Source organism: Streptomyces sp. NPDC060027 (genome assembly GCF_042737005.1).
GTDB lineage: Bacteria > Actinomycetota > Actinomycetes > Streptomycetales > Streptomycetaceae > Streptomyces.
The window spans coordinates 1-19,047 of the sequence record NZ_JBHWVI010000168.1; the positions used below are offsets into that span (position 1 = coordinate 1).

Here is a 19,047-nt window from a genome sequence, read left to right on the forward strand (position 1 = left end):
GCGGGGCCGCCCGCCCCCGGGGGGCCGGGCGGCCGCGGCGCCCCCCCCCGGGCGGCCCCCCCCCCCACGACCACGGCCGCATGCTCAGTACGTACTTCTGTGGACCGTCGACCAGAAGTGGTCGACGACCCGGTCGAGGTACTCCCGGCCGGACTCGCCCGAACCGGTCGCGGCCGAACCGCCGCCCCAGTTCAGCGTCGCGACCATCTGCCCCTGGTAGTCGGTGTGCATCTCCTCCAGCGCGGTCTCCAGGAGGTTCCGGTCCAGCGGCACCACCTTCGAGACCGGGCGCACATAGGCCTGCCAGCGCGTCGTCACGGCGCTGCGCAGCAGGTCGCCGAGCCGGGCGTCGCGGCCCGTCACGGTGATGAAGTCGGGCAGCGAGAGTTCGAGAACGTCGGCGAGCGCGGTGGACTGCCGCTCGTTGCCGCGCCAGGTGCCGGCCTCCTCCATCCTCTGGTAGGCGAGGAGTTCGAGCCCGACTGCGCGTGCCACGTCCTCCTGGGCGAGATCGCGGGCGACGCGGTGTTCGCGCAAGGTGCGGGGGGCGCCTATGAGTTCACCCGGTGAGCACCACAACACGCCTGCGAGGGCGGTGAGTTCCGGGCTGCTCGGCGCGGTGATGCCGCGCTCCCAGGCGGTGACGAGATCGGGTGTGACGTACGGCAGCCCGTACGAGGCTCTCAGTCCGTACGCGACATGCTCGGGCCCCATTCCGAGCGCTGCCCGCAGTCTCCGGGCGGCGGGGGCGTTGAACGGCGGGGTGGGCTGTTGGGCTTGCGGTCGGTGCACGCGCACAAAATATGGGTCCGGGGCTGCGGTGACTACGGTCTGTTCGGCCACAATCACAGATTGTAGGAACATACGGTTTCGACCTCGGCCCTGAATCCGTCCCGCCGGAAGCGGACATCTCACACCTCCGTCCGCAGCAGTCGTATGTACACCAGCGAGAACAGTGAGCCGACCACCGGGAGCAGCAGCGCCACCGCTGTCCCCTACCCGATCACGCTGTTCTGGAGGGCCTGTTCGTGCATGAACAGGGGCAGGGTCTGGCTGCGATTTTCCGGACCGCACTGCCGCGCTGCCGAACGGCTGAGCCCCTCCAGGGTCAGCCCTTCACCCAGCGGTACTGCAACTCCGGTCGCCCGACCGTCCCGTACTGCGGGGCGCGCGCCGCCCGGCCCGCCTCCACCAGGTGCTCCAGATAGCGCCGGGCGGTGATCCGGGAGATGCCGACGGCCTCGGCGACCTTGGCCGCCGTCAGGCCGTCGGCACAGTCCCGGAGGGTGACGGTCACGCGTTCCAGGGTCGGCGCGCTCAGGCCCTTGGGCAGCGCGGCCGGTCCCGGAGCGCGCAGGGCCGCCAGCGCGCGGTCCACCTCGTCCTGGCCGCTCGCCTCGCCGGCCGCCGCGCGGAACTCGGCGTACCGGATCAGCCGGTCGCGCAGGGTGGCGAAGGTGAACGGCTTCAGCACGTACTGGACGACCCCGAGCGACACCCCCTCCCGTACGACCGCCAGGTCCCGCGCGGACGTCACGGCTATGACGTCCGCGTGATAGCCGGCGGCGCGCAGGGAGCGGGCGAGCTGGAGGCCGTGCACGTCCGGCAGATGCAGGTCGAGCAGCAGCAGGTCCACCGGCGTACGGTCCAGCGCGCGGCGCGCCTCCGCCCCCGTGCGGGCCTTGCCGACCGCCGTGAAGCCGGGTACCCGGCCGACGTACATGACGTGCGCGTCGGCGGCGACGGGGTCGTCCTCGACGACGAGCACCCGGATCGGATCGGTCATACGGCGCCTCCAGGCACAGCGGACTCGGACGGCGGGGCGGACCGGCCGGGCGGGACAGCCGAGGGCAACGGCAGGCGCACCTCGAACTCCGCCCCGCCCTCGATTCCTTCGCGGACCTCCAGCGTGCCCGCGTGACGGTTCACGGTCTGGCGGGCGAGGGCCAGACCGAGGCCGCGGCCGCCGGGGCCCGCCGGTTTCGTGGACCAGCCGCGCTGGAAGACCTGCTCCGCGTGGGCGGGGTCCACCCCCGAGCCGGTGTCGGCGACCCGCAGGACCAGGACGGATTCGCCGGTGAACGCCGTCACCGTGACCCGTGCGCCCGCCGTGCCCTGCGCCGCGTCCAGCGCGTTGTCGATCAGATTGCCCAGGACGGTGACCAGGTCGCGCGCGGAGAGCGAGGCCGGGAGCAGCCCGTCGTCGATGCCGCTGTCCTCGGAGACCACGAGTTCCACACCGCGCTCGTTCGCCTGCGCCGCCTTGCCCAGCAGCAGCGCGGCGAGGACCGGTTCGCTGACCGCGGAGATCACCTCGTCGGTGAGGGCCTGCGCCAGTTCCAGCTCCGCGGTGGCGAAGTCGACGGCCTCCTCGGCGCGGCCCAGTTCGATGAGGGAGACCATCGTGTGCAGGCGGTTCGCCGCCTCGTGCGCCTGTGAGCGCAGCGCCTGGGTGAAGCCGCGCTCCGAGTCCAGCTCGCCGGTCAGCGCCTGGAGTTCGGTCACATCGCGCAGGGTGACGACCGTGCCGCGGCGTTCGCCGCCGGACACCGGGGTGGTGTTCACGACCAGCACCCGCGCGTCCGTCAGATGGACCTCGTCCAGACGGGGCTCCGCCGACAGCAGCGCGCCCGTCAGCGGCGCGGGCAGCCCGAGTTCGGCCACCGAACGGCCGACCACGTCGTCCGTGACGCCGAGCAGTTCCCGCCCGCCGTCGTTCATCAGGGCCACCCGGAACTGCCCGTCCAGCATCAGCAGCCCCTCGCGCACGGCGTGCAGCGCGGCCTGGTGGTAGTCGTGCATACGGCTCAGCTCGGCCGCGTTCATGCCCTGGGTGGAGCGGCGCAGCCGGGCGTTGATGACGTAGGTGCCGATACCGCCCAGCAGCAGCGCGCCCGCCGCGACCCCGATCAGGGCCGTCATCTGGTCCTGGACGCGTTTGGTGATCGCCTCGACCTTGATGCCGGCGCTGACCAGGCCGATGGTCCGACCGTCGGCCCGGATCGGGGTGACGGCGCGCACGGAGGGGCCGAGGCTGCCCGTGTACGTCTCCGTGAAGGACCCGCCCTGCAGAGCGGGGCCGATGTTCCCGAGGAAGTGCTTGCCTATCAGCTTCTCCTCCGGGTGCGTCCAGCGGATGCCCCGCGGATTCATGATCGTCACGAAGTCGACCCCGGTGTCCCGCTGCACCCGGAGGGCGTACGGCTGGAGGTCCGCGGTGGGGTTCGCGGTGCCGATGGCCTCGTGGACGGACGGGGCGTCCGCGACCGAGCGGGCGACGGCCATCGCGTGACGGCCGGCCGCCTCCTCGGCCTGGCCGCGGTCGCTGACGTAGCTGAACAGCGCGTACCCGGCGACGAGGACCGCGATCAGTACCGCCTGCATGCCGAAGAGCTGGCCGGCGAGGCTGCGGGGTCGCGGGACACGGGGGAGGCGCATGCCGTTCAGTGTGCCTCCCCCGGGCGGGAGCTCTTCCGGGGGAGCGTGAACTCAATGAACGGAAGGGTGACCGCCCTCACACGCCGGGAGATAGTCCCCTCATCCCCCGGGAGTCCACGCCTCCCGGATCCCCCGGACGTGAGCCGCACTCCGGGGTTCCGCCGGACGTGAGCCGCACGCCGGATGATGCCGATGACGTCGTCAAGGAGGGCAGCCGTGGCCAGCACGCCGCAAACGGCACCTGCCGCACCCGCCGCCAAGCGGGACCGTACGCACTATCTGTACATCGCCGTGATCGGCGCCGTGATCCTCGGTATCGCCGTGGGTCTGATCGCCCCCGACCTCGCGGTCGAGCTGAAGCCCATCGGTACGGGCTTCGTGAACCTGATCAAGATGATGATCTCCCCGATCATCTTCTGCACGATCGTGCTGGGCATCGGCTCGGTGCGCAAGGCCGCCAAGGTCGGCGCCGTCGGCGGTATCGCGCTCGGCTACTTCCTGGTGATGTCGCTGGTCGCGCTGGCGATCGGCCTGGTCGTCGGCAACATCCTGGAGCCGGGCAGCAGCCTGGCGATGACCGACGCGGTCAAGGACGCCGGTCAGGGGCAGGTGTCGGCGGAGGCGCTGCCGCCGGTCGACTTCGTGCTCTCGATCATCCCGACCACGATGGTCTCGGCGTTCACCGAGGGCCAGGTCCTGCAGACCCTGCTCGTCGCGCTGCTCACCGGGTTCGCGCTGCAGGCCATGGGGTCGGCCGGGCAGCCCGTCCTGCGCGGTGTGGAGCACATCCAGCGGCTCGTCTTCCGGGTCCTCGCCATGGTCATGTGGGCGGCCCCGCTCGGTGCCTTCGGCGCCATCGCCGCGGTCACCGGTTCCGCCGGCCTGGACGCGCTCAAGAGTCTCGCCGTGCTGATGCTCGGCTTCTACGTCACCTGCTTCCTCTTCGTCTTCGTCGTGCTCGGCACGCTGCTGCGCGTGGTGACGGGCCTGAACATCCTGACGTTCCTGAAGTACCTGGGCCGGGAGTTCCTGCTGATCCTGTCCACCTCCTCCTCCGAGTCCGCCCTGCCGCGGCTCATCGCGAAGATGGAGCACCTGGGCGTCGGCAAGCCGGTGGTCGGCATCACCGTCCCGACCGGCTACTCCTTCAACCTCGACGGCACGATGATCTACATGACCATGGCCTCGCTCTACATCGCCGACGCGATGGGCACGCCGATGTCGATCGGGGAGCAGATCCCGCTCCTGCTCTTCCTCCTCGTCGCGTCCAAGGGCGCGGCGGGCGTCAGCGGGGCGGGCCTCGCGACCCTGGCCGGCGGCCTCCAGTCGCACAAGCCCGCCCTGGTGGACGGCGTCGGCCTCATCGTCGGCATCGACCGCTTCATGAGTGAGGCACGCGCCCTGACGAACTTCGCGGGGAACGCCGTGGCGACGGTCCTGATCGGCACCTGGACGAAGGAGATCGACCGGGAGCGGGTGGCCAAGGTCCTCGCCGGACAGCTGCCGTTCGACGAGAAGACCCTGCTGGACGACGCCGACACCGCCGACGTCCACGCGGACGTGCCGGAGCAGGGCGGCGAGAAGGAGCCGGTGAAGGCGTAGGAGCGTCGGCCCCGCGAGGGGCCGACGGTGCGGCGGGCACCGGATGCGCGGTGCGCACGGTACGCGGAGCGGGTCCTTGAGGCCGCCGAGCTGATCCCGCCCCGGGCGCGCGTCCTGCCGTACGGAGCCGGCGTCGAATGGCACCGGCTCCCTGCGGCCTGCTCCCTTCGCCGGGCGGCGTTCGCTTTCCGCGGTCGCGTGATGTGCCGCCCCCTGAGACGCCGGGCGGTCGGGCTTCCCCCACGGGCCTGGCCGTCCGGTGCAGCGCTGAAGGCGACCGGGTGCTCGGAGGTCCTGACCCCTGCGAGGACTCAGTCGCTCAGCTTCGCCACCAGTGCGGTGGCGTGCGAGGCGGGTACGCCCGCCGCGGTCAGCATGGTGACCGCGGCGGAGCGGCCCGCCTCCTCCGCTGCCAGGAGCCCGTCGTTCACCGCCTCCATCAGGGCGAACAGGGTCTGCTCGTGTACGTACGCCAGTGCCCGCGGGGGCAGCGGGGACGTGAAGACGCCCTGGTCGAGGCCGCGCCGAAGGATCTCCGCGCAGGCCTCCCGGACCGGTGTGAGGCGCTCGCGGATGCCCTGCATGGTGACGCTGCGCTGGGCGAGGGCGACCAGCAGCCGGTAGCGGTCGGCGATCTCCCAGACGGCGAGGGTCGAGCGGGCCAGGGACTCGGCCGGGTCCGCGACCCCTTCGCGGCCCGCCGCGTGCGCCGCCGCGACCGTCGCCACGGCCTCGTCGGTCAGGGTGCCGACCAGTGCCTCGCGGCTGGGGAAGTGCCCGTACACCGTGCGCCGTACGACACCCGCCGCGCGGGCGATCTGGTCCATGGACGCGTCGGGATCGCGCAGCAGTTCGGCGAGTGCGACGTCGAGGATGCGGCGGCGGTTCACATCGGCGCGGCTCGGGCTACCCGTGGTCATGGCTGCCATTCTGCCCGCCCCTCGGGCGGCCACCCCCCGCGGTCAAGGGTCTCCACCTCCTTCGTCATGCGTCTCCGCCTCCTGCGTTTGCACAGTGCTGTGCAATCTCGTACATTGCACAGAGTTGTGCAATTGCACTCCGTTGTGCAAGTTCTGGTGCGGACGGATCTCCGTACCCGTCGATCGAGGAAGGCGACCGTAGCCATGCGTCTCGTCATGAACGAGCCGGTCGAGAGGATGGACCGGCCCTACGCCCGGCGCTGGTGGGCGCTGCTGGTGCTCTGCCTGAGCCTGCTGATCATCGTGATGGCGAACACCGCCCTCACGGTCGCGGCTCCCGACATGACCCAGGACCTCGGCCTGTCCAGCGCCGACCTCCAATGGGTCATCGACGGATACACCGTCCCGTACGCCGCGCTGATGCTGCTGCTCGGCGCCATCGGCGACAAGTACAGCCGCCGCGGCGCGCTCGTCCTCGGACTCGTCGTCTTCGGTGGCGGCGCGGTCGCCGGATCGCTCGTCGACAGCTCCACCGGGGTCATCGCGGCCCGCGCCGTCATGGGCGTCGGCGCCGCGCTGATCATGCCGGCCACGCTCTCCCTGCTCGCCGCGACCTTCCCGCGCGCCGAACGGGCCAAGGCGATCGTCCTGTGGACCGCCACCGCCGGTCTCGCGATCGCCGCCGGGCCGCTGGTCGCGGGCGCCCTCCTGGAGCACCACGGCTGGTCGTCCACGTTCCTGATCAACGTGCCGATCGCCGCCCTCGCCATCGTCGGCACGCTCGTCCTCGTACCGCCGTCCAAGGCCGCGCACCACCACCGCATCGACCACGTCGGCGGGCTGCTCTCCGTCGTCTGGATCGGCTCGCTGGTCTACATGATCATCGAAGGCCCGCACTTCGGGTGGGGCGTGAAGGCCGTGACCGCCGCGGTGGCCGCCGGCGCCGGACTGGTCCTCTTCGTCCTGTGGGAGCTGCGCCACCCGCGCCCGGTCGTCGACGTACGGCGCTTCGCCCACCGTCGCTTCGCCGGTTCGAACCTCGCCGTCGCCCTCTTCTTCCTGGCCGTCTTCGGCGCCTTCTACTACCTCACCCAGCACCTCCAGTTCGTCCTCGGCTACGACGCGCTGGACACCGGTGTACGGATGCTGCCGCTCGCCGGCGCCGTCTTCGTGGGCTCGGCGCTCACCGGGTACCTCACCCCCCGCATCGGCATGAAGTTCACGGTGACCGCGGGCATGGTCGGCGGCACGGTGGCGCTGGCGCTGCTCACCCGGGTGGACGCCTCCTCGGCGTACGGCGATCTCGTCCTGCCCCTGGTCATCCTCGGCCTCGCCATCGGGCTCGCGCTCTCGCCCTGCACGGACGCCATCATGGGCGCGTTCCCCGAGGCCGAACTGGGCGTCGGCGGCGCGGTCAACGACACCTCGCTGGAGCTCGGGGGCTCGCTCGGCATCGCCATCCTCGGCTCGGTGCTGGCCGGTTCGTACTCCTCGCACCTGGCGGACGCGACCGCGGGCAGCAAGCTCCCGGCGGGCGCCCTGACCACGGCCCAGGACTCGGTGGGCGCCGGATACGCCGTCGCCCAGGGCATCGGCGACAAGGCCCGCGCGCTCGGCGAACAGGCCGCGCAGACGGCGAACGCCGAGCAGGCGGCCCAGTTGAAGGCGCAGGCCGGTCAACTCGCCGACGGAGCCCGGCAGATGGCGGACGCGGTCGGCTCGTCCTTCTCGGACGCGGTGGCGCACACCAGCCTCGTCGGAGCGGTGATCCTGGGTGTGGGCACCGTGCTGGTGGCGGTGCTGCTGCCACGGAAGGGGCGCACGGACTCCGAGGCCGCGGCCGAGCGCGAAACGGAGAACGGCACCGCGAAGCGGGCCGGTGCGGACGTCCCGGTGGACGCCGAGGTGCCGTCGGAGGAGGCCGTGTCCGCGGGAAAGACGACCCGCTGATCCCTGACCCGCCCCACCGCCCGGCCGCCCGGAACCGTGACCCGCGGGCCGCCGTCTCGTAGAACAGGTGCACTACCGTGCCGTGCCGGACCGACCGGCACGGCACGACACGTTCTGCGGAGGACACCGAGCATGAAGATCGACTGGGACCGGCGTACCTGCGCACGGCGCGGCCATGTGACGTACGCGCCCGACGAGCGGGTGCTGCGGGAGCGGCTGCGCGCCGAGACGGGCCTCGGCGAGGCCTGGCGCTGTCTGCGCTGCGGCGACTTCGCGCTGGGCGATCCGCACGGCACGGGCCCCGCGGCCGAGGCGCCGCTCGTGCCCCGCGGCAAGGTGCTCCGCGATCTGTTCATCCTGCGCTTCCTGGCGATCGAGCGGGCCGTGCGCGGGGTGTTCATCGTGCTGGTCGCGGCCGCCGTGTGGAAGTTCAGCAACAGCCAGGACGCGGTGCGCCGCCTCTTCGACGAATACCTCGACGTCCTCCGGCCGGTCTTCCGGCACTTCCACTACGACCTCGACCACTCGCCCGTGGTCGGCACCATCCAGAAGACCTTCGGCTACAAGCACTCCACGCTGCTGCTGGTCGCGGTCCTGCTGCTGGTGTACGCGCTGATCGAGATCGTCGAGGCGGTCGGGCTCTGGTACGCCAAGCGCTGGGCGGAGTACCTCACGGTCGTCGCCACCGCGGCGTTCCTTCCGCTGGAGATCTACGAACTCACCGAGCACATCAGCTGGTTGAAGATCGCCACGCTGGTCCTGAACGTTCTCGCCGTCCTCTACATCGCCCTCACCAAGCGGCTGTTCGGCCTGCGTGGCGGGCACAAGGCGTTCGAGGCGGAGCGGCAGAGCGCGTCGCTCCTGGAGGTGGAGGAGTCGGCCGGGGTCCTGGTGTGACCCGTCGGGCCGACGCCCGCCTCAGGGTCAGGTGAGGGGCGGGCGCCGGTGGTCCGTCGCCGTGTCCAGGCGGGCCAGGTCCGCCGTGCTCAGCAGCAGGTCCGCGGCCCCCGCCGAGTCCCGGGCGGTCTCCGGGCGGCTGGCGCCCGGGATCGGGATCACGGTGGGGGAGCGGGCCGACAGCCAGGCGAGACAGACCTGTTGAGGGCTCACGCCCTGCTCCCGGGCCACCGCGTGGAACGCCTCGAACCCCTCCCGGGAACCGTCCGGGGAGCCGGTGCCGGACGGGCCGTCCAGGGAACTGCGGGAGATGCCGCCCAGCGGGCTCCACGGCAGGAAGGCGAGACCCAGCTCGGCACAGAGAAGCAGTTCGGCGTCGCTGTCCCGTACGGCGGGGGAGTACCGGTTCTGGACGGAGACCAGACGGTCGCCGAGGATCGCGTGGGCCCGGCGGATCTGGTCGGTGGTGGTGTTGGAGATTCCGGCCAGCCGGATCGTGCCCGCGTCGAGAAGGTCGCGCAGGGCGCCGACCGAGTCCTCGAAGGGGACGGCGGGGTCGGGCTTGTGCAACTGGTAGAGGCCGATCGCCTCCAGGCCCAGCCGCTTCCGGGAGGCCTCGGCCGCCGCCTTGAGACGGCGCGGGGAGCCGTCCACCGTCCAGCTGCCGTCGGCCGGCCTGCCGCGCCCGCCCTTGGTGGTCACCAGGACGTCCGTGGTGTCGCCGCCGTACGTCGCGAGGGCGCGCGCCACGAGCCGTTCGTTGTGGCCGGGTTCGTCGCCGGGCAGATGGTAGGAGTCCGCCGTGTCGAGGAGCGTGACGCCCGCGTCGAGGGCGGCGTGCACCGTGGCCAGCGCCCGCGCCTCGTCCGGGCGGCCCTCGATGGACAGCGGCATCACGCCGAGCCCCACGGCACTCACGCTCAGCCCGCCAAGTGTCCGCCGGCGCATGTCAGTCGTCCTTTCCGAGGGTCTCGGCCACGGCGCGCGGCAGCCACGCCCGCGCGTCACCGAAGGGGAAACCGAGCCGGGTGGCCCGGGAGTTGTCCATGCCGTAGGAACGGCCGAAGGAGAAGGGGGAGACCTCTCCCACCTCGACGGCCCGCAGGAGCGTCCTGCCGTCCGGGAGGTGCGCGACGATCGCCTCGCACAGCTCCTCCGTGGTCAGGGTCCCGTGGGAGGCCGCGTTGACCGGGCCGGTGAAGTCCTCGCCCACCGTCCAGAAGAGGAAGTCGGCGATCTCCTCGACGTGGATGTACGTCGCCGGGTGGTTCACCGGGGGCACGGCGATCGGCTCGCCGGCGCGGATACGGTCGGCGTAGTGCTGCAGACGCCCGGTGAAGTCGTCGTCCCCGCCCAGCACATGGGCGACGCGCACGGCCACGTACGGGAAGCCGGGCTCGGCCGCGAACACCGCCTCGGCCTGTCGTTTGCCCTCCCCGTAGTGCGCGTCGAGGAACTCCGCGTCGTCCCAGGGGAGGCCGGGATCGACGGCGACCGTACGGGCATCCACGGCCCCCTCGCCGACCGGGGCCGCCGTGTCCTCGTACTCGTAGACCTCGACGGTGGACGTCATCACATAGCGGCGCGTGCGCCCCGCGAAGACCCGGCGCGCGATCTCCGCCTGCCGCGGTGTGTAGCAGACCTGGTCGACGACGACGTCGAAAGTCCGTGAACCCAGCGCCTTTTCCAGGGAGTTCTCGTCATCGCGGTCGGCGATCAGATGAATGGTCCCGGCGGGCGGCGCCGACGAGCCGCGATTGATGACGGTGACCCGGTCTCCCGCGGCCGTCAACCGGTCGATGAGACGCTTTCCGAAATACCGGTTCCCGCCGATCACGCAGATCTCTCGCACATCGCCCTCCCCTATTCCCGCGCACCCGTCACCGATCACCGGGCGTTCCCGGTTCCTCGGCCTGTGGTCATAATTCTCCCGTCGCAAGGGACAGGTCTGAAGGGGGAGACATGGGAGATCCGGCCGTCGCACCGAAAGAACCACGGCAGCCGCGCGCCGTCTCCGGCGAAACGTCGGTGGCCTTCGACGCGCTGGACCGGCAGATCCTGGAACTGCTCCAGAGCGACGGCCGCATCAAGCTCAGCGAGCTGGGCCGCCGGGTCCGGCTGAGCCCGGCGGCGGTCGCGGAGCGGGTGCGCCGGCTGGAGACGGCGGGCGCGATCACCGGATACGGCGCCCGGGTGTCGGCACCCCGTCTCGGCTACGGCATCCAGGCCTTCATCCGCGTCAATCCGCACGGCGGCTACACGCTCAAGCACCCGCGGACCCTGGAACTGCTGGCCCGCCCCGAGATCACCGAGGTCCACCACGTCGTCGGCGAGGACTGCTGGATCCTCAAGGTCGCCGTCGAGGACACGATCCATCTGGAGGACGTCCTGGAGCAGACCTCCGCGCTGGGGCGGACGACGACATCGATCGTCCTGTCGTCACCGGTGGAGCGGAAGCCGCTGCTGCCGCGCACCGCCCGCTGACCGGCCGCCCGCTGAACCGGCCGCCCGCGGACGCTTGCCTTGACGTCGGCGTCAAGGATTACCGTCGAGGCATGCGAATCGGCGAGCTGGCGGAACGAGCCGGGACGACCACGCGGACTCTGCGTTACTACGAGTCGCGGGGGCTGCTGCCCGCGCGGCGGGGCGAGAACGGGTACCGGACGTACGACGAGCACGACCTGCGGCTGCTGCGGCAGATCAGGACGTTGCAGGACTTCGGGTTCGACCTGGAGGAGACCCGCCCCTTCGTGGAGTGTCTGCGGGCCGGGCATCCCGAGGGCGACTCGTGCCCGGCGTCCCTCGACGTCTACCGCCGCAAGCTCGGCGAGCTCGACGGGCTGATCGACGAGCTGCGGTCGGTGCGCGCACAGGTCGGCGAGCAGCTGGCGCGGGCCGAACGGGCGCGCGACGAGCTGGCGGCCGACGCGGAGGTTCCGGGCGGTCCGGAACCCGTATGCGAACTGGGAGGGCGGACGCGGTGATCAAGGCGGCAGGCGTGGCCGAGGTGACGGACGCGGACTTCGGAGCGGAGGTGATCGGGGCGGATCTGCCCGTGCTGGTGGAGTTCACGGCCGACTGGTGCCCGCCGTGCCGGCAGATGGGGCCGGTGCTCAGCGAGCTGGCCTTCGAGGAGGCCGACCGGTTCAAGGTGGTCCAGCTGGACGTGGACACCAATCCGGAGACGACGCTGGCGTACGGCGTGCTCTCGATGCCGACGTTCATGGTTTTCCGCGGCGGTGAACCCGTGAAGTCGATGGTGGGCGCGCGGCCCAAGCGACGGCTGCTCCAGGAGCTGTCCGACGTGCTCTGACCCCACCCGGCATACAAAAAATCCCCTGGGCAATTGCGCCCGGGGGATTTCTTTGCGTATATTCGATGATTCGCGACTTCAAGGGGACCGAGTCGCAAAGAAGTTCAGTAGGCAGAGTATATCTGGGCGGGAGCGGAATTGTCAAACAAGGGATCGCACACAGAATTCCCCGATGATGAACTGCGAAGCGAGCAGGAATTCATCGACGGGCTGTACGCGCGGGTGGACGCCCTGCGAGGTGCCACCGAGGCCTCCGTCGAGGACGCGCTCGCCCAGGGCGACACGCCCAGGCAGGCCCGGCTCGAACGGGACATCCTGGTCGCCGAACGCTCGGGGCTGCTGGCCGCGCTGAACGCCGTGGACGGGTCGCTCTGCTTCGGCCGTATCGATCTGGCCCCGGTGGAATCCCCCGCGGAAGGGGCGCCCTCCGCCGGCGTCACCCGCCACATCGGCCGGATCGGCATCCGCTCCGACGACACCGAGCGCACCCCGGTCCTCATCGACTGGCGGGCCCCGGTCGCCCGCCCCTTCTACCTGGCCACCGGCCACACCCCGATGGGCCTGCGCCGCCGCCGGCACATCACCACCGAGGGCCGCCACGTCACCTCCCTGCACGACGAGATCCTCGACCTCGGCGACCGCGAACGCACCGGCCACGAGGACCCGACCGGCGACGCCGTGCTGCTCGCCGCGCTCAACTCGGCCCGCACCGGCCGCATGGGCGACATCGTGCAGACCATCCAGGCCGAACAGGACCGGATCATCCGCGCGCCGCACCGGGGCATCATGGTCGTCGAAGGCGGCCCCGGCACCGGCAAGACCGCCGTCGCCCTGCACCGCGCCGCGTATCTGCTGTACGAACACCGGGAACTGCTCGCCAAGCGGGCCGTCCTGATCGTCGGTCCGAACCCGGCCTTCCTCGGCTACATCGGCGAGGTGCTGCCCTCGCTCGGCGAGACCGGTGTGCTGCTCTCGACCGTCGGCGAACTCTTCCCCGGCGTCCACGCCACGGCCCTCGACACGCCCGAGGCGGCCGCCGTGAAGGGGCGCGCCGAGATGGCCGGGGTCCTCGCCGAGGTCGTCCGGGACCGCCAGGCCCTTCCCGACCCGGTGATCGCGATCGAGCACGACCGGGACATCCTGATGCTCGACGCGGGCCTCGTCCAGGTCGCCCGGGACCGCACCCGCGCGGCGGACCTGCCCCACAACGTCGCCCGCGAGCACTTCGAGGGGCACATCCTCAACGCCCTCACCGACATGCTCGCCGAACGCATCGGCACGGACCCCTTCGACGGCTCCAACCTCCTCGACCCGAGCGACATCACCCAGATCCGCGACGAACTCGCCGAGAACCCCGAAGTCTGGTCCGCTGTCGACCAGTTGTGGCCGAGGCTGACCCCGCAGCGACTGGTCGCCGACTTCCTGGCCGACCCGCGGGGCTACCTCCCGGACGAGGACGCGGCGGTCGTCCGCCGCCCGCTGACCCGGGCCGGGGACTGGACCGGCGCGGACGTGCCCCTCCTCGACGAGGCCGCCGAACTGCTGGGCGAGGACGACCGGGTCGGCCGGGCGCTCGCCGACCAGGAACGCCGAACCCAGATCGCCTACGCGCAGGGCGTGCTGGACGTCTCCTACGCCTCGCGGACGTACGAGTTCGAGGACAAGGACGAGGAGGACTCCGAGATCCTGTCCGCGCACAACATCATCGACGCCGAGCGGATGGCCGAGCGGCACGAGGAGGACGACCACCGCAGCGCCGCCGAGCGCGCCGCCGCCGACCGGACGTGGGCCTTCGGCCACATCATCGTCGACGAGGCGCAGGAGCTGTCGCCGATGGCGTGGCGGCTGCTGATGAGACGCAGCCCCACGCGTTCCATGACGCTCGTCGGCGACCCCGCGCAGACGGCGGAGGCGGCGGGGGTCGGCTCGTGGGAGGAGATCCTCGCCCCGTACGTCGAGGATCGCTGGGAGCACACACGGCTCGGCGTCAACTACCGCACCCCGTCCGAGATCATGGACGTCGCCGCCGGTGTGGTGCGGGCCGAGCGCCCCGGGTTCGAGCCGCCGCGCTCCGTCCGCTCCACCGGGGTACGGCCCTGGGCGCGGGACGCCGGGGACGACCTGCCCGGCGCCGTCGCCAAGGCCGTCGCCGAGCTGACCCCCGCCGAGGGGCGGCTCGCGGTGATCGCGCCGCGTGCCCTGCACGCGGCGCTCGCCGGCCGGCTGGACGGAGTGACGGCGGGCCAGGAGCCGGACCTCACCCGCACGGTGGTGCTCCTCGACCCCCGGCAGGCCAAGGGGCTGGAATTCGACTCCGTGCTGGTGGTCGAGCCCGCGTCGTACGGGACCAGTGATCTGTACGTGGCGCTGACCCGGGCCACCCAGACCCTGGGACTCGTGCACACCGGGGAACTGCCCGCGTCGCTGCGGGGCGCCGGGCTGGAGTGACGGGGTCCCGCTGCCCCGGCCTTCCCCGTGGTTCTCAACCCCGGGAAGGCCGGGACCCTGCGTGGACAGGCGCTAGGCCGGGCGCAGCCACACCGTCGCGAGCGGCGGCAGGGTCAGCTGGATGCTGGCCGGACGGCCGTGCCGGCCCTGGGGTTCCGGTTTGACGGGGTCGGGGTTGGTGAGGTCGCTGCCGCCGTAGCGGAGGTTGTCGGTGTTGAGGACTTCGTGCCAGGCGGGGATGTCCTCGGGGACGCCGAGGCGGTAGTTGTGCCGGACCGCGGGGGAGAAGTGGGAGACGGCGAGCAGGGGGGTGCCGTCGGCGGCGTGGCGCAGGAACGCGAAGACGTTGTCGTCGGCGGAGTCCCCGGTGATCCAGGCGAAGCCGGCCGGGTCGGTGTCGCGTTCCCAGAGCGCGGCCTCGTGCCGGTAGGTGGAGTTGAGGTCGCGGACGAGGTCGCGGACGCCGCGGTGGTCGGGTTCGGCGCCGTAGGAGGGGTCGAGGAGCCACCAGTCCGGGCCGTGGGCCTCCGACCATTCGGCGCCCTGGGCGAACTCCTGGCCCATAAAGAGGAGTTGCTTGCCCGGGTGGGCCCACATGAAGGCGAGATACGCGCGCAGGTTGGCGCGCTGCTGCCACCAGTCGCCGGGCATCTTGGAGACCAGTGAGCGTTTGCCGTGGACGACCTCGTCGTGGGAGATCGGCAGGACGTAGTTCTCGCTGTAGGCGTACACCATCGAGAACGTCATCTCGTCGTGGTGGTACTTGCGGTGGACCGGCTCGTGGGACACATAGTCCAGCGAGTCGTGCATCCACCCCATGTTCCACTTCAGCCCGAAACCCAGACCGCCGAAGCCCCCGGGACCGATGTGATGAGTGGCCCGGGTGACGCCGTCCCAGGCGGTGGACTCCTCGGCGATGGTGACGACGCCGGGGTTGCGGCGGTAGACGGTGGCGTTCATCTCCTGCAGGAACGCGACGGCGTCGAGGTTCTCGCGGCCCCCGTGTTCGTTGGGGACCCATTGGCCGGGTTCGCGGGAGTAGTCGAGGTAGAGCATGGAGGCGACGGCGTCGACGCGCAGGCCGTCGATGTGGAACTCCTCGCACCAGTAGGTGGCGTTGGCGACGAGGAAGTTGCGGACCTCGCGGCGGCCGTAGTCGAATTCGAGGGTGCCCCAGTCGGGGTGGTCGGCCCGGAGCGGGTCGGCGTGTTCGTACAGCGGGCGTCCGTCGAATTCGGCGAGGGCCCAGTCGTCGCGGGGGAAGTGGGCGGGGACCCAGTCCATCAGGACGCCGATGCCGGCCCGGTGGAGGGCGTCGACGAGGTACTTGAACTCGTCGGGGGTGCCCAGGCGCGCGGTCGGGGCGAAGAAGCCGGTGACCTGGTAGCCCCAGGAGCCGCCGAAGGGGTGCTCGGCGACAGGCATCAGTTCGACGTGGGTGAAGCCGAGGTCGGCGACGTAGGCGGGGAGCTGGTCGGCCAGCTGACGGTAGGTCAGTCCGGGTCGCCAGGACGGCAGATGTACCTCGTACACCGAGAACGGCGCCTCGTGGGCGGGCCGGGCGGCCCTCCGCGCCATCCAGTCCGCGTCCTGCCACACATGGTGGGACGCGTGGACGATCGAGGACGTGCTGGGCGGGGCCTCGGTGCGGCGGGCCATCGGATCGGCGCGCTGCGTACGGGAACCGTCGGGCCGCGTGATGTCGAACTTGTAGAGCTCGCCCTCGCCTATCGCGGGCACGAACAGTTCCCACACCCCTGAGGAGCCGAGCGACCGCATCGGATATCCCGTGCCGTCCCAGAAGTTGAAGGTGCCGGCCAGCCGGACACCCAGCGCGTTCGGGGCCCACACGGTGAAGCGCGTTCCGGCGACGCCCTGTCGCTCCATCGGTTCGGCGCCGAGCGCCCGCCACAGCTCCTCGTGCCGGCCCTCGCCGAGCAGATGCAGGTCCAAGTCGCCGAGCGTCGGCAGGAAGCGGTAGGCGTCCTCGGTCTCCAGCACCGTCCCCTCGTACGCCACGAGCAGCCGGTACGACTCCGGGACCGCGCGCAGCGGCAGCAGCCCGGAGAAGAAGCCGTCCCCGTCGTCGCGCAGTTCGGCACGCAGGTCGTCCGTGACGACGGTGACCCCGAGCGCGTACGGGCGGAAGGCCCGGAAGGCGACGCCGCCCGGCACCGGATGGGCGCCCAGCACTCCGTGCGGATCGTGGTGCGTACCGTCGAGCAGCCGCTGCCGGTCCGCCGACCCGACACCGGCGAAGACGGGAGACTCGCCGCCGACGAGGGGACCGCTCGCGGTCGGTACGGGAGCTGTCCCGGTCGGCGTGGGACTGGTCTCCGCCGGTATGGGGTTCTCGCCGACCGCGGGAGGGTTCTCGCCGACGGCGGGCTCCGGGATCTTCGCCACGGCCGTCACCGTCTTCCTCGTGGCCTTCTTCGGGGCCTTCTTCGCGGCGGACTTCTTGCCGGCCGTGGCCTTCTCGGCCGCCGTCTTCTCGGCGGCAGCCGGATTCTTCGCGCCGTTCTTCTTCGGACTGTCGGACGGGGGGCGGGGCGTCACGGGCAGGGCCTCCTCGGGAGGGTGAGCTGGGGAACGGCAGGGGGAGATCAGAGCGACGCGGCCAGCCGCCGTACCGCCGCCAGGGGAACCGGCAGCCAGTCCGGGCGGTGCCGGGCCTCGTACACGACCTCGTACACCGCCTTGTCCGTCTCGAAGGCGCGCAGCAGGACGGGGTCCGTGCGCGGGTCGAGGCCGCTGACCTCGGCGTATCCGGTGCAGTACGCGGCCCGGCAGGTGTCGGCCCAGCCGGGCACCAGCGGGACGGGGGTCCCCCCGGCCCGCGGGGAGCCGAGAGCCCCGGGGACGGAGTGGGCCGCGTAGTCGAAGGAGCGGAGCATGCCCGCGATGTCGCGCGCCGGGGGCTGGGGCATACGGCGTTCGGCGAGCGGCTTCGACGGCTCGCCCTCGAAGTCGATGAGCGACCATTCCCCGTCGGGGGAGCGCAGGCACTGGCCGAGATGCAGATCGCCGTGGATGCGCTGAGCCGTCCAGGTGTGGCCCTCGGCGGCCAGATCGCCCAGCGCCTCGAACGCGGTGCGCAGGCCGCGGGCGTGGGGCCGTAACGCGGGCACCGCCTGTGCGGCGGCGTCCAGCCGCTCGGTCATGCCGTCGACGAGAGGCCGCATCTGCGTGTGGCCCAGCGTGACCGTGGGCAGCGACCGGGCGAGCGCCGTGTGCACCTCGGCGGTGGCCCGGCCCAGCGCCCGCGCCTCGGCGGAGAAGTCCTCGCCCTTGGCCAGCTCGCGCAGCGCCAGTTCCCAGCCGTCGGCCGCGCCCTGCACGAACGGCTGGAGCACGCCGAGTACATAGGTCTCCGCGTCGAGGTCCGCGAGCATCCAGGCCGCGGGGGCCGGGACCCGCGCGCAGCCCTCCCGGGCCAGCGTCAGCGGAAGTTCCAGATCGGGGTTGACCCCGGGGACGACCCGGCGCAGCACCTTCAGGATGAACGTATCTCCGTAGACGATCGACGAGTTGGACTGCTCCGCCGTCACCAGGCGCGGCACCAGGTCCTTCCGTATCTCCTGGCGTCGGTCGTGCTCGAAGCGCAGGTCACCGACGCGGGCCCCGCTGCGCAGGGCTTCCAGGAGGACACCGGCGGGGCGCGGGTCGTACAGCGCCTCGTACACCGTCCGGCCGGCCAGCGGCCCCTCCTTGGGATGCCCGATCAGCGCGGGTGCGAGCCGTGGCGGCAGCGCTTCCCGCACGCCGATCAGCAGCTGGTAGCAGTCGCCGGGACGGGAGGGGGCGCCCTGCGTCGGCGTGCGCGGCTGATGGGCGCGTACGAGCAGATGGATCAGGCCCAACTGGGCTGTGGGCGGCAGCAGTTCCACCGCGGCCACCAGTGAGAATCCGGTCACCGGACGCCCTTTGCCCGCGAACCAGCGCTGCCGGGGCAGCCATTCCCGCAGCAGTGGATCGAGTGACGCGAGCAACTCGGGGCGTGCGACCGGGGCCGTGGCAGAGTGGGTTACGGCTTCCGACATGGCGTCGCGTCCTTTCCCCAGTGACCCGGGGTCCCGGATACCGGGCGAGTCGGGGTGCTAGTGATGCGTGCCCAGGGCGGGGCGGGGGAAACCGCCCCGCCGCCAGGGTTCTAGACGGCGTCCTTGCGGAGCCGGAACCAGTAGAAGCCGTGACCGGCGAGGGTCAGCAAGTACGGCAGTTCGCCGATGGCCGGGAATCGCACGCCGCCGATCAGCTCGACCGGGTGTCTGCCGTTGAACTCGCGCAGATCCAGTTCGGTGGGCTGGGCGAAACGGGAGAAGTTGTGCACACACAGGACGAGATCGTCGTCCCCCTCGCCCTCGCCCTCGCTCGAAGGCGCTTCGCGCAGGAAGGCGAGGACGGCGGGGTTGGAGGAGGGCAGTTCGGTGTAGGAGCCGAGTCCGAAGGCCTTGTTCTGTTTGCGGATCTCGATCA

16 protein-coding genes and 1 pseudogene are annotated in these 19,047 nt (G+C 71.6%); 7 read left to right on the plus strand and 10 right to left on the minus strand.

Annotation, left to right across the window (positions count from 1 at the left end; translation table 11 throughout):
* Window positions 1–84 precede the first annotated feature (84 nt).
* The 4 genes and pseudogenes from ACFWBT_RS31295 to ACFWBT_RS31310 all read right to left on the minus strand — a co-directional run bounded on the left by ACFWBT_RS31295 (window position 85) and on the right by ACFWBT_RS31310 (window position 3,438).
* On the minus strand, window positions 85–798 hold the full coding sequence (locus ACFWBT_RS31295) for a helix-turn-helix domain-containing protein (protein WP_385706351.1): 714 nt from the start codon (window positions 796–798) through the stop codon (window positions 85–87).
* Between the two features lie 113 nt (window positions 799–911).
* Window positions 912–1,070: pseudogene (locus ACFWBT_RS31300) on the minus strand (sugar ABC transporter permease); the annotation flags it as partial.
* Window positions 1,071–1,108: 38 nt separating this feature from the next.
* Complete coding sequence (locus tag ACFWBT_RS31305; protein ID WP_385706352.1) at window positions 1,109–1,786, minus strand: response regulator; 678 nt, start codon at window positions 1,784–1,786, stop codon at window positions 1,109–1,111.
* Window positions 1,783–3,438 carry an ATP-binding protein gene (locus ACFWBT_RS31310; RefSeq protein ID WP_385706353.1) on the minus strand — a complete coding sequence of 552 codons (1,656 nt, stop codon included), beginning with the start codon at window positions 3,436–3,438 and terminating at the stop codon, window positions 1,783–1,785. The genes ACFWBT_RS31305 and ACFWBT_RS31310 overlap by 4 nt, the downstream gene beginning before the upstream one ends.
* A gap of 192 nt (window positions 3,439–3,630) precedes the next feature.
* Here ACFWBT_RS31310 and ACFWBT_RS31315 point away from each other — a divergent pair, with 192 nt between their 5' ends.
* Window positions 3,631–5,040, plus strand: coding sequence for a cation:dicarboxylate symporter family transporter (locus ACFWBT_RS31315; RefSeq protein WP_385706354.1), 1,410 nt, complete (start codon window positions 3,631–3,633; stop codon window positions 5,038–5,040).
* Between the two features lie 311 nt (window positions 5,041–5,351).
* Here ACFWBT_RS31315 and ACFWBT_RS31320 read toward each other — a convergent pair whose 3' ends face one another.
* Entirely contained in the window at window positions 5,352–5,960 is a 609-nt protein-coding gene (locus ACFWBT_RS31320) for a TetR/AcrR family transcriptional regulator (protein ID WP_385706355.1), read from the minus strand.
* A gap of 204 nt (window positions 5,961–6,164) precedes the next feature.
* On the opposite strand from ACFWBT_RS31320, the gene ACFWBT_RS31325 reads away from it, so the two are divergent.
* Window positions 6,165–7,910 carry an MFS transporter gene (locus ACFWBT_RS31325; RefSeq protein WP_385706356.1) on the plus strand — a complete coding sequence of 582 codons (1,746 nt, stop codon included), beginning with the start codon at window positions 6,165–6,167 and terminating at the stop codon, window positions 7,908–7,910.
* A gap of 132 nt (window positions 7,911–8,042) precedes the next feature.
* On the plus strand, window positions 8,043–8,807 hold the full coding sequence (locus tag ACFWBT_RS31330; protein ID WP_385706357.1) for a DUF2127 domain-containing protein: 765 nt from the start codon (window positions 8,043–8,045) through the stop codon (window positions 8,805–8,807).
* Between the two features lie 27 nt (window positions 8,808–8,834).
* Here ACFWBT_RS31330 and ACFWBT_RS31335 read toward each other — a convergent pair whose 3' ends face one another.
* Window positions 8,835–9,755, minus strand: a complete 921-nt coding sequence (locus ACFWBT_RS31335) for an aldo/keto reductase (RefSeq protein WP_385706358.1) — start codon at window positions 9,753–9,755, stop codon at window positions 8,835–8,837.
* A gap of 1 nt (window position 9,756) precedes the next feature.
* Window positions 9,757–10,659, minus strand: coding sequence for an NAD-dependent epimerase/dehydratase family protein (locus ACFWBT_RS31340; RefSeq protein ID WP_385706359.1), 903 nt, complete (start codon window positions 10,657–10,659; stop codon window positions 9,757–9,759).
* A 110-nt stretch (window positions 10,660–10,769) separates the two neighbouring features.
* Here ACFWBT_RS31340 and ACFWBT_RS31345 point away from each other — a divergent pair, with 110 nt between their 5' ends.
* The 4 genes from ACFWBT_RS31345 to ACFWBT_RS31360 all read left to right on the plus strand — a co-directional run bounded on the left by ACFWBT_RS31345 (window position 10,770) and on the right by ACFWBT_RS31360 (window position 14,568).
* The gene (locus ACFWBT_RS31345) at window positions 10,770–11,291 is read left to right on the plus strand and encodes an Lrp/AsnC family transcriptional regulator (protein ID WP_385706360.1); all 522 of its coding nucleotides are present in this window, start codon (window positions 10,770–10,772) and stop codon (window positions 11,289–11,291) included.
* A 71-nt stretch (window positions 11,292–11,362) separates the two neighbouring features.
* The gene (locus ACFWBT_RS31350) at window positions 11,363–11,791 is read left to right on the plus strand and encodes a MerR family transcriptional regulator (protein ID WP_266762934.1); all 429 of its coding nucleotides are present in this window, start codon (window positions 11,363–11,365) and stop codon (window positions 11,789–11,791) included.
* Entirely contained in the window at window positions 11,764–12,120 is a 357-nt protein-coding gene (locus tag ACFWBT_RS31355) for a thioredoxin family protein (protein WP_385706361.1), read from the plus strand. The genes ACFWBT_RS31350 and ACFWBT_RS31355 overlap by 28 nt, the downstream gene beginning before the upstream one ends.
* A gap of 180 nt (window positions 12,121–12,300) precedes the next feature.
* Entirely contained in the window at window positions 12,301–14,568 is a 2,268-nt protein-coding gene (locus ACFWBT_RS31360; RefSeq protein ID WP_385706365.1) for a HelD family protein, read from the plus strand.
* 72 nt (window positions 14,569–14,640) lie between these two features.
* Here the strand turns inward: ACFWBT_RS31360 and glgB are convergent, their stop codons facing one another.
* The 3 genes from glgB to ACFWBT_RS31375 form a co-directional block, all read right to left on the minus strand.
* Window positions 14,641–17,127: a 1,4-alpha-glucan branching enzyme gene (gene glgB / locus ACFWBT_RS31365; RefSeq protein WP_385706362.1), complete on the minus strand. Its 2,487-nt coding sequence runs from the start codon at window positions 17,125–17,127 to the stop codon at window positions 14,641–14,643.
* Window positions 17,128–17,174: 47 nt separating this feature from the next.
* Window positions 17,175–18,611: a maltokinase gene (locus ACFWBT_RS31370; RefSeq protein ID WP_385706363.1), complete on the minus strand. Its 1,437-nt coding sequence runs from the start codon at window positions 18,609–18,611 to the stop codon at window positions 17,175–17,177.
* 110 nt (window positions 18,612–18,721) lie between these two features.
* The coding region (locus ACFWBT_RS31375) for an alpha-glucosidase C-terminal domain-containing protein (protein ID WP_385706364.1) at window positions 18,722–19,047 on the minus strand (326 nt) is incomplete at its 5' end.

Coding starts and splice junctions, on each gene's coding strand:
- ACFWBT_RS31330 (WP_385706357.1), top strand. CDS start 8,043: ATGAAGATCGACTGGGACCGGCGTACCTGCGCACGGCGCGGCCATGTG.
- ACFWBT_RS31335 (WP_385706358.1), bottom strand. CDS start 9,755: ATGCGCCGGCGGACACTTGGCGGGCTGAGCGTGAGTGCCGTGGGGCTC.
- ACFWBT_RS31325 (WP_385706356.1), top strand. CDS start 6,165: ATGCGTCTCGTCATGAACGAGCCGGTCGAGAGGATGGACCGGCCCTAC.
- ACFWBT_RS31345 (WP_385706360.1), top strand. CDS start 10,770: ATGGGAGATCCGGCCGTCGCACCGAAAGAACCACGGCAGCCGCGCGCC.
- ACFWBT_RS31315 (WP_385706354.1), top strand. CDS start 3,631: ATGACGTCGTCAAGGAGGGCAGCCGTGGCCAGCACGCCGCAAACGGCA.
- ACFWBT_RS31350 (WP_266762934.1), top strand. CDS start 11,363: ATGCGAATCGGCGAGCTGGCGGAACGAGCCGGGACGACCACGCGGACT.
- ACFWBT_RS31305 (WP_385706352.1), bottom strand. CDS start 1,786: ATGACCGATCCGATCCGGGTGCTCGTCGTCGAGGACGACCCCGTCGCC.
- ACFWBT_RS31320 (WP_385706355.1), bottom strand. CDS start 5,960: ATGACCACGGGTAGCCCGAGCCGCGCCGATGTGAACCGCCGCCGCATC.
- ACFWBT_RS31310 (WP_385706353.1), bottom strand. CDS start 3,438: ATGCGCCTCCCCCGTGTCCCGCGACCCCGCAGCCTCGCCGGCCAGCTC.
- ACFWBT_RS31370 (WP_385706363.1), bottom strand. CDS start 18,611: ATGTCGGAAGCCGTAACCCACTCTGCCACGGCCCCGGTCGCACGCCCC.
- ACFWBT_RS31355 (WP_385706361.1), top strand. CDS start 11,764: ATGCGAACTGGGAGGGCGGACGCGGTGATCAAGGCGGCAGGCGTGGCC.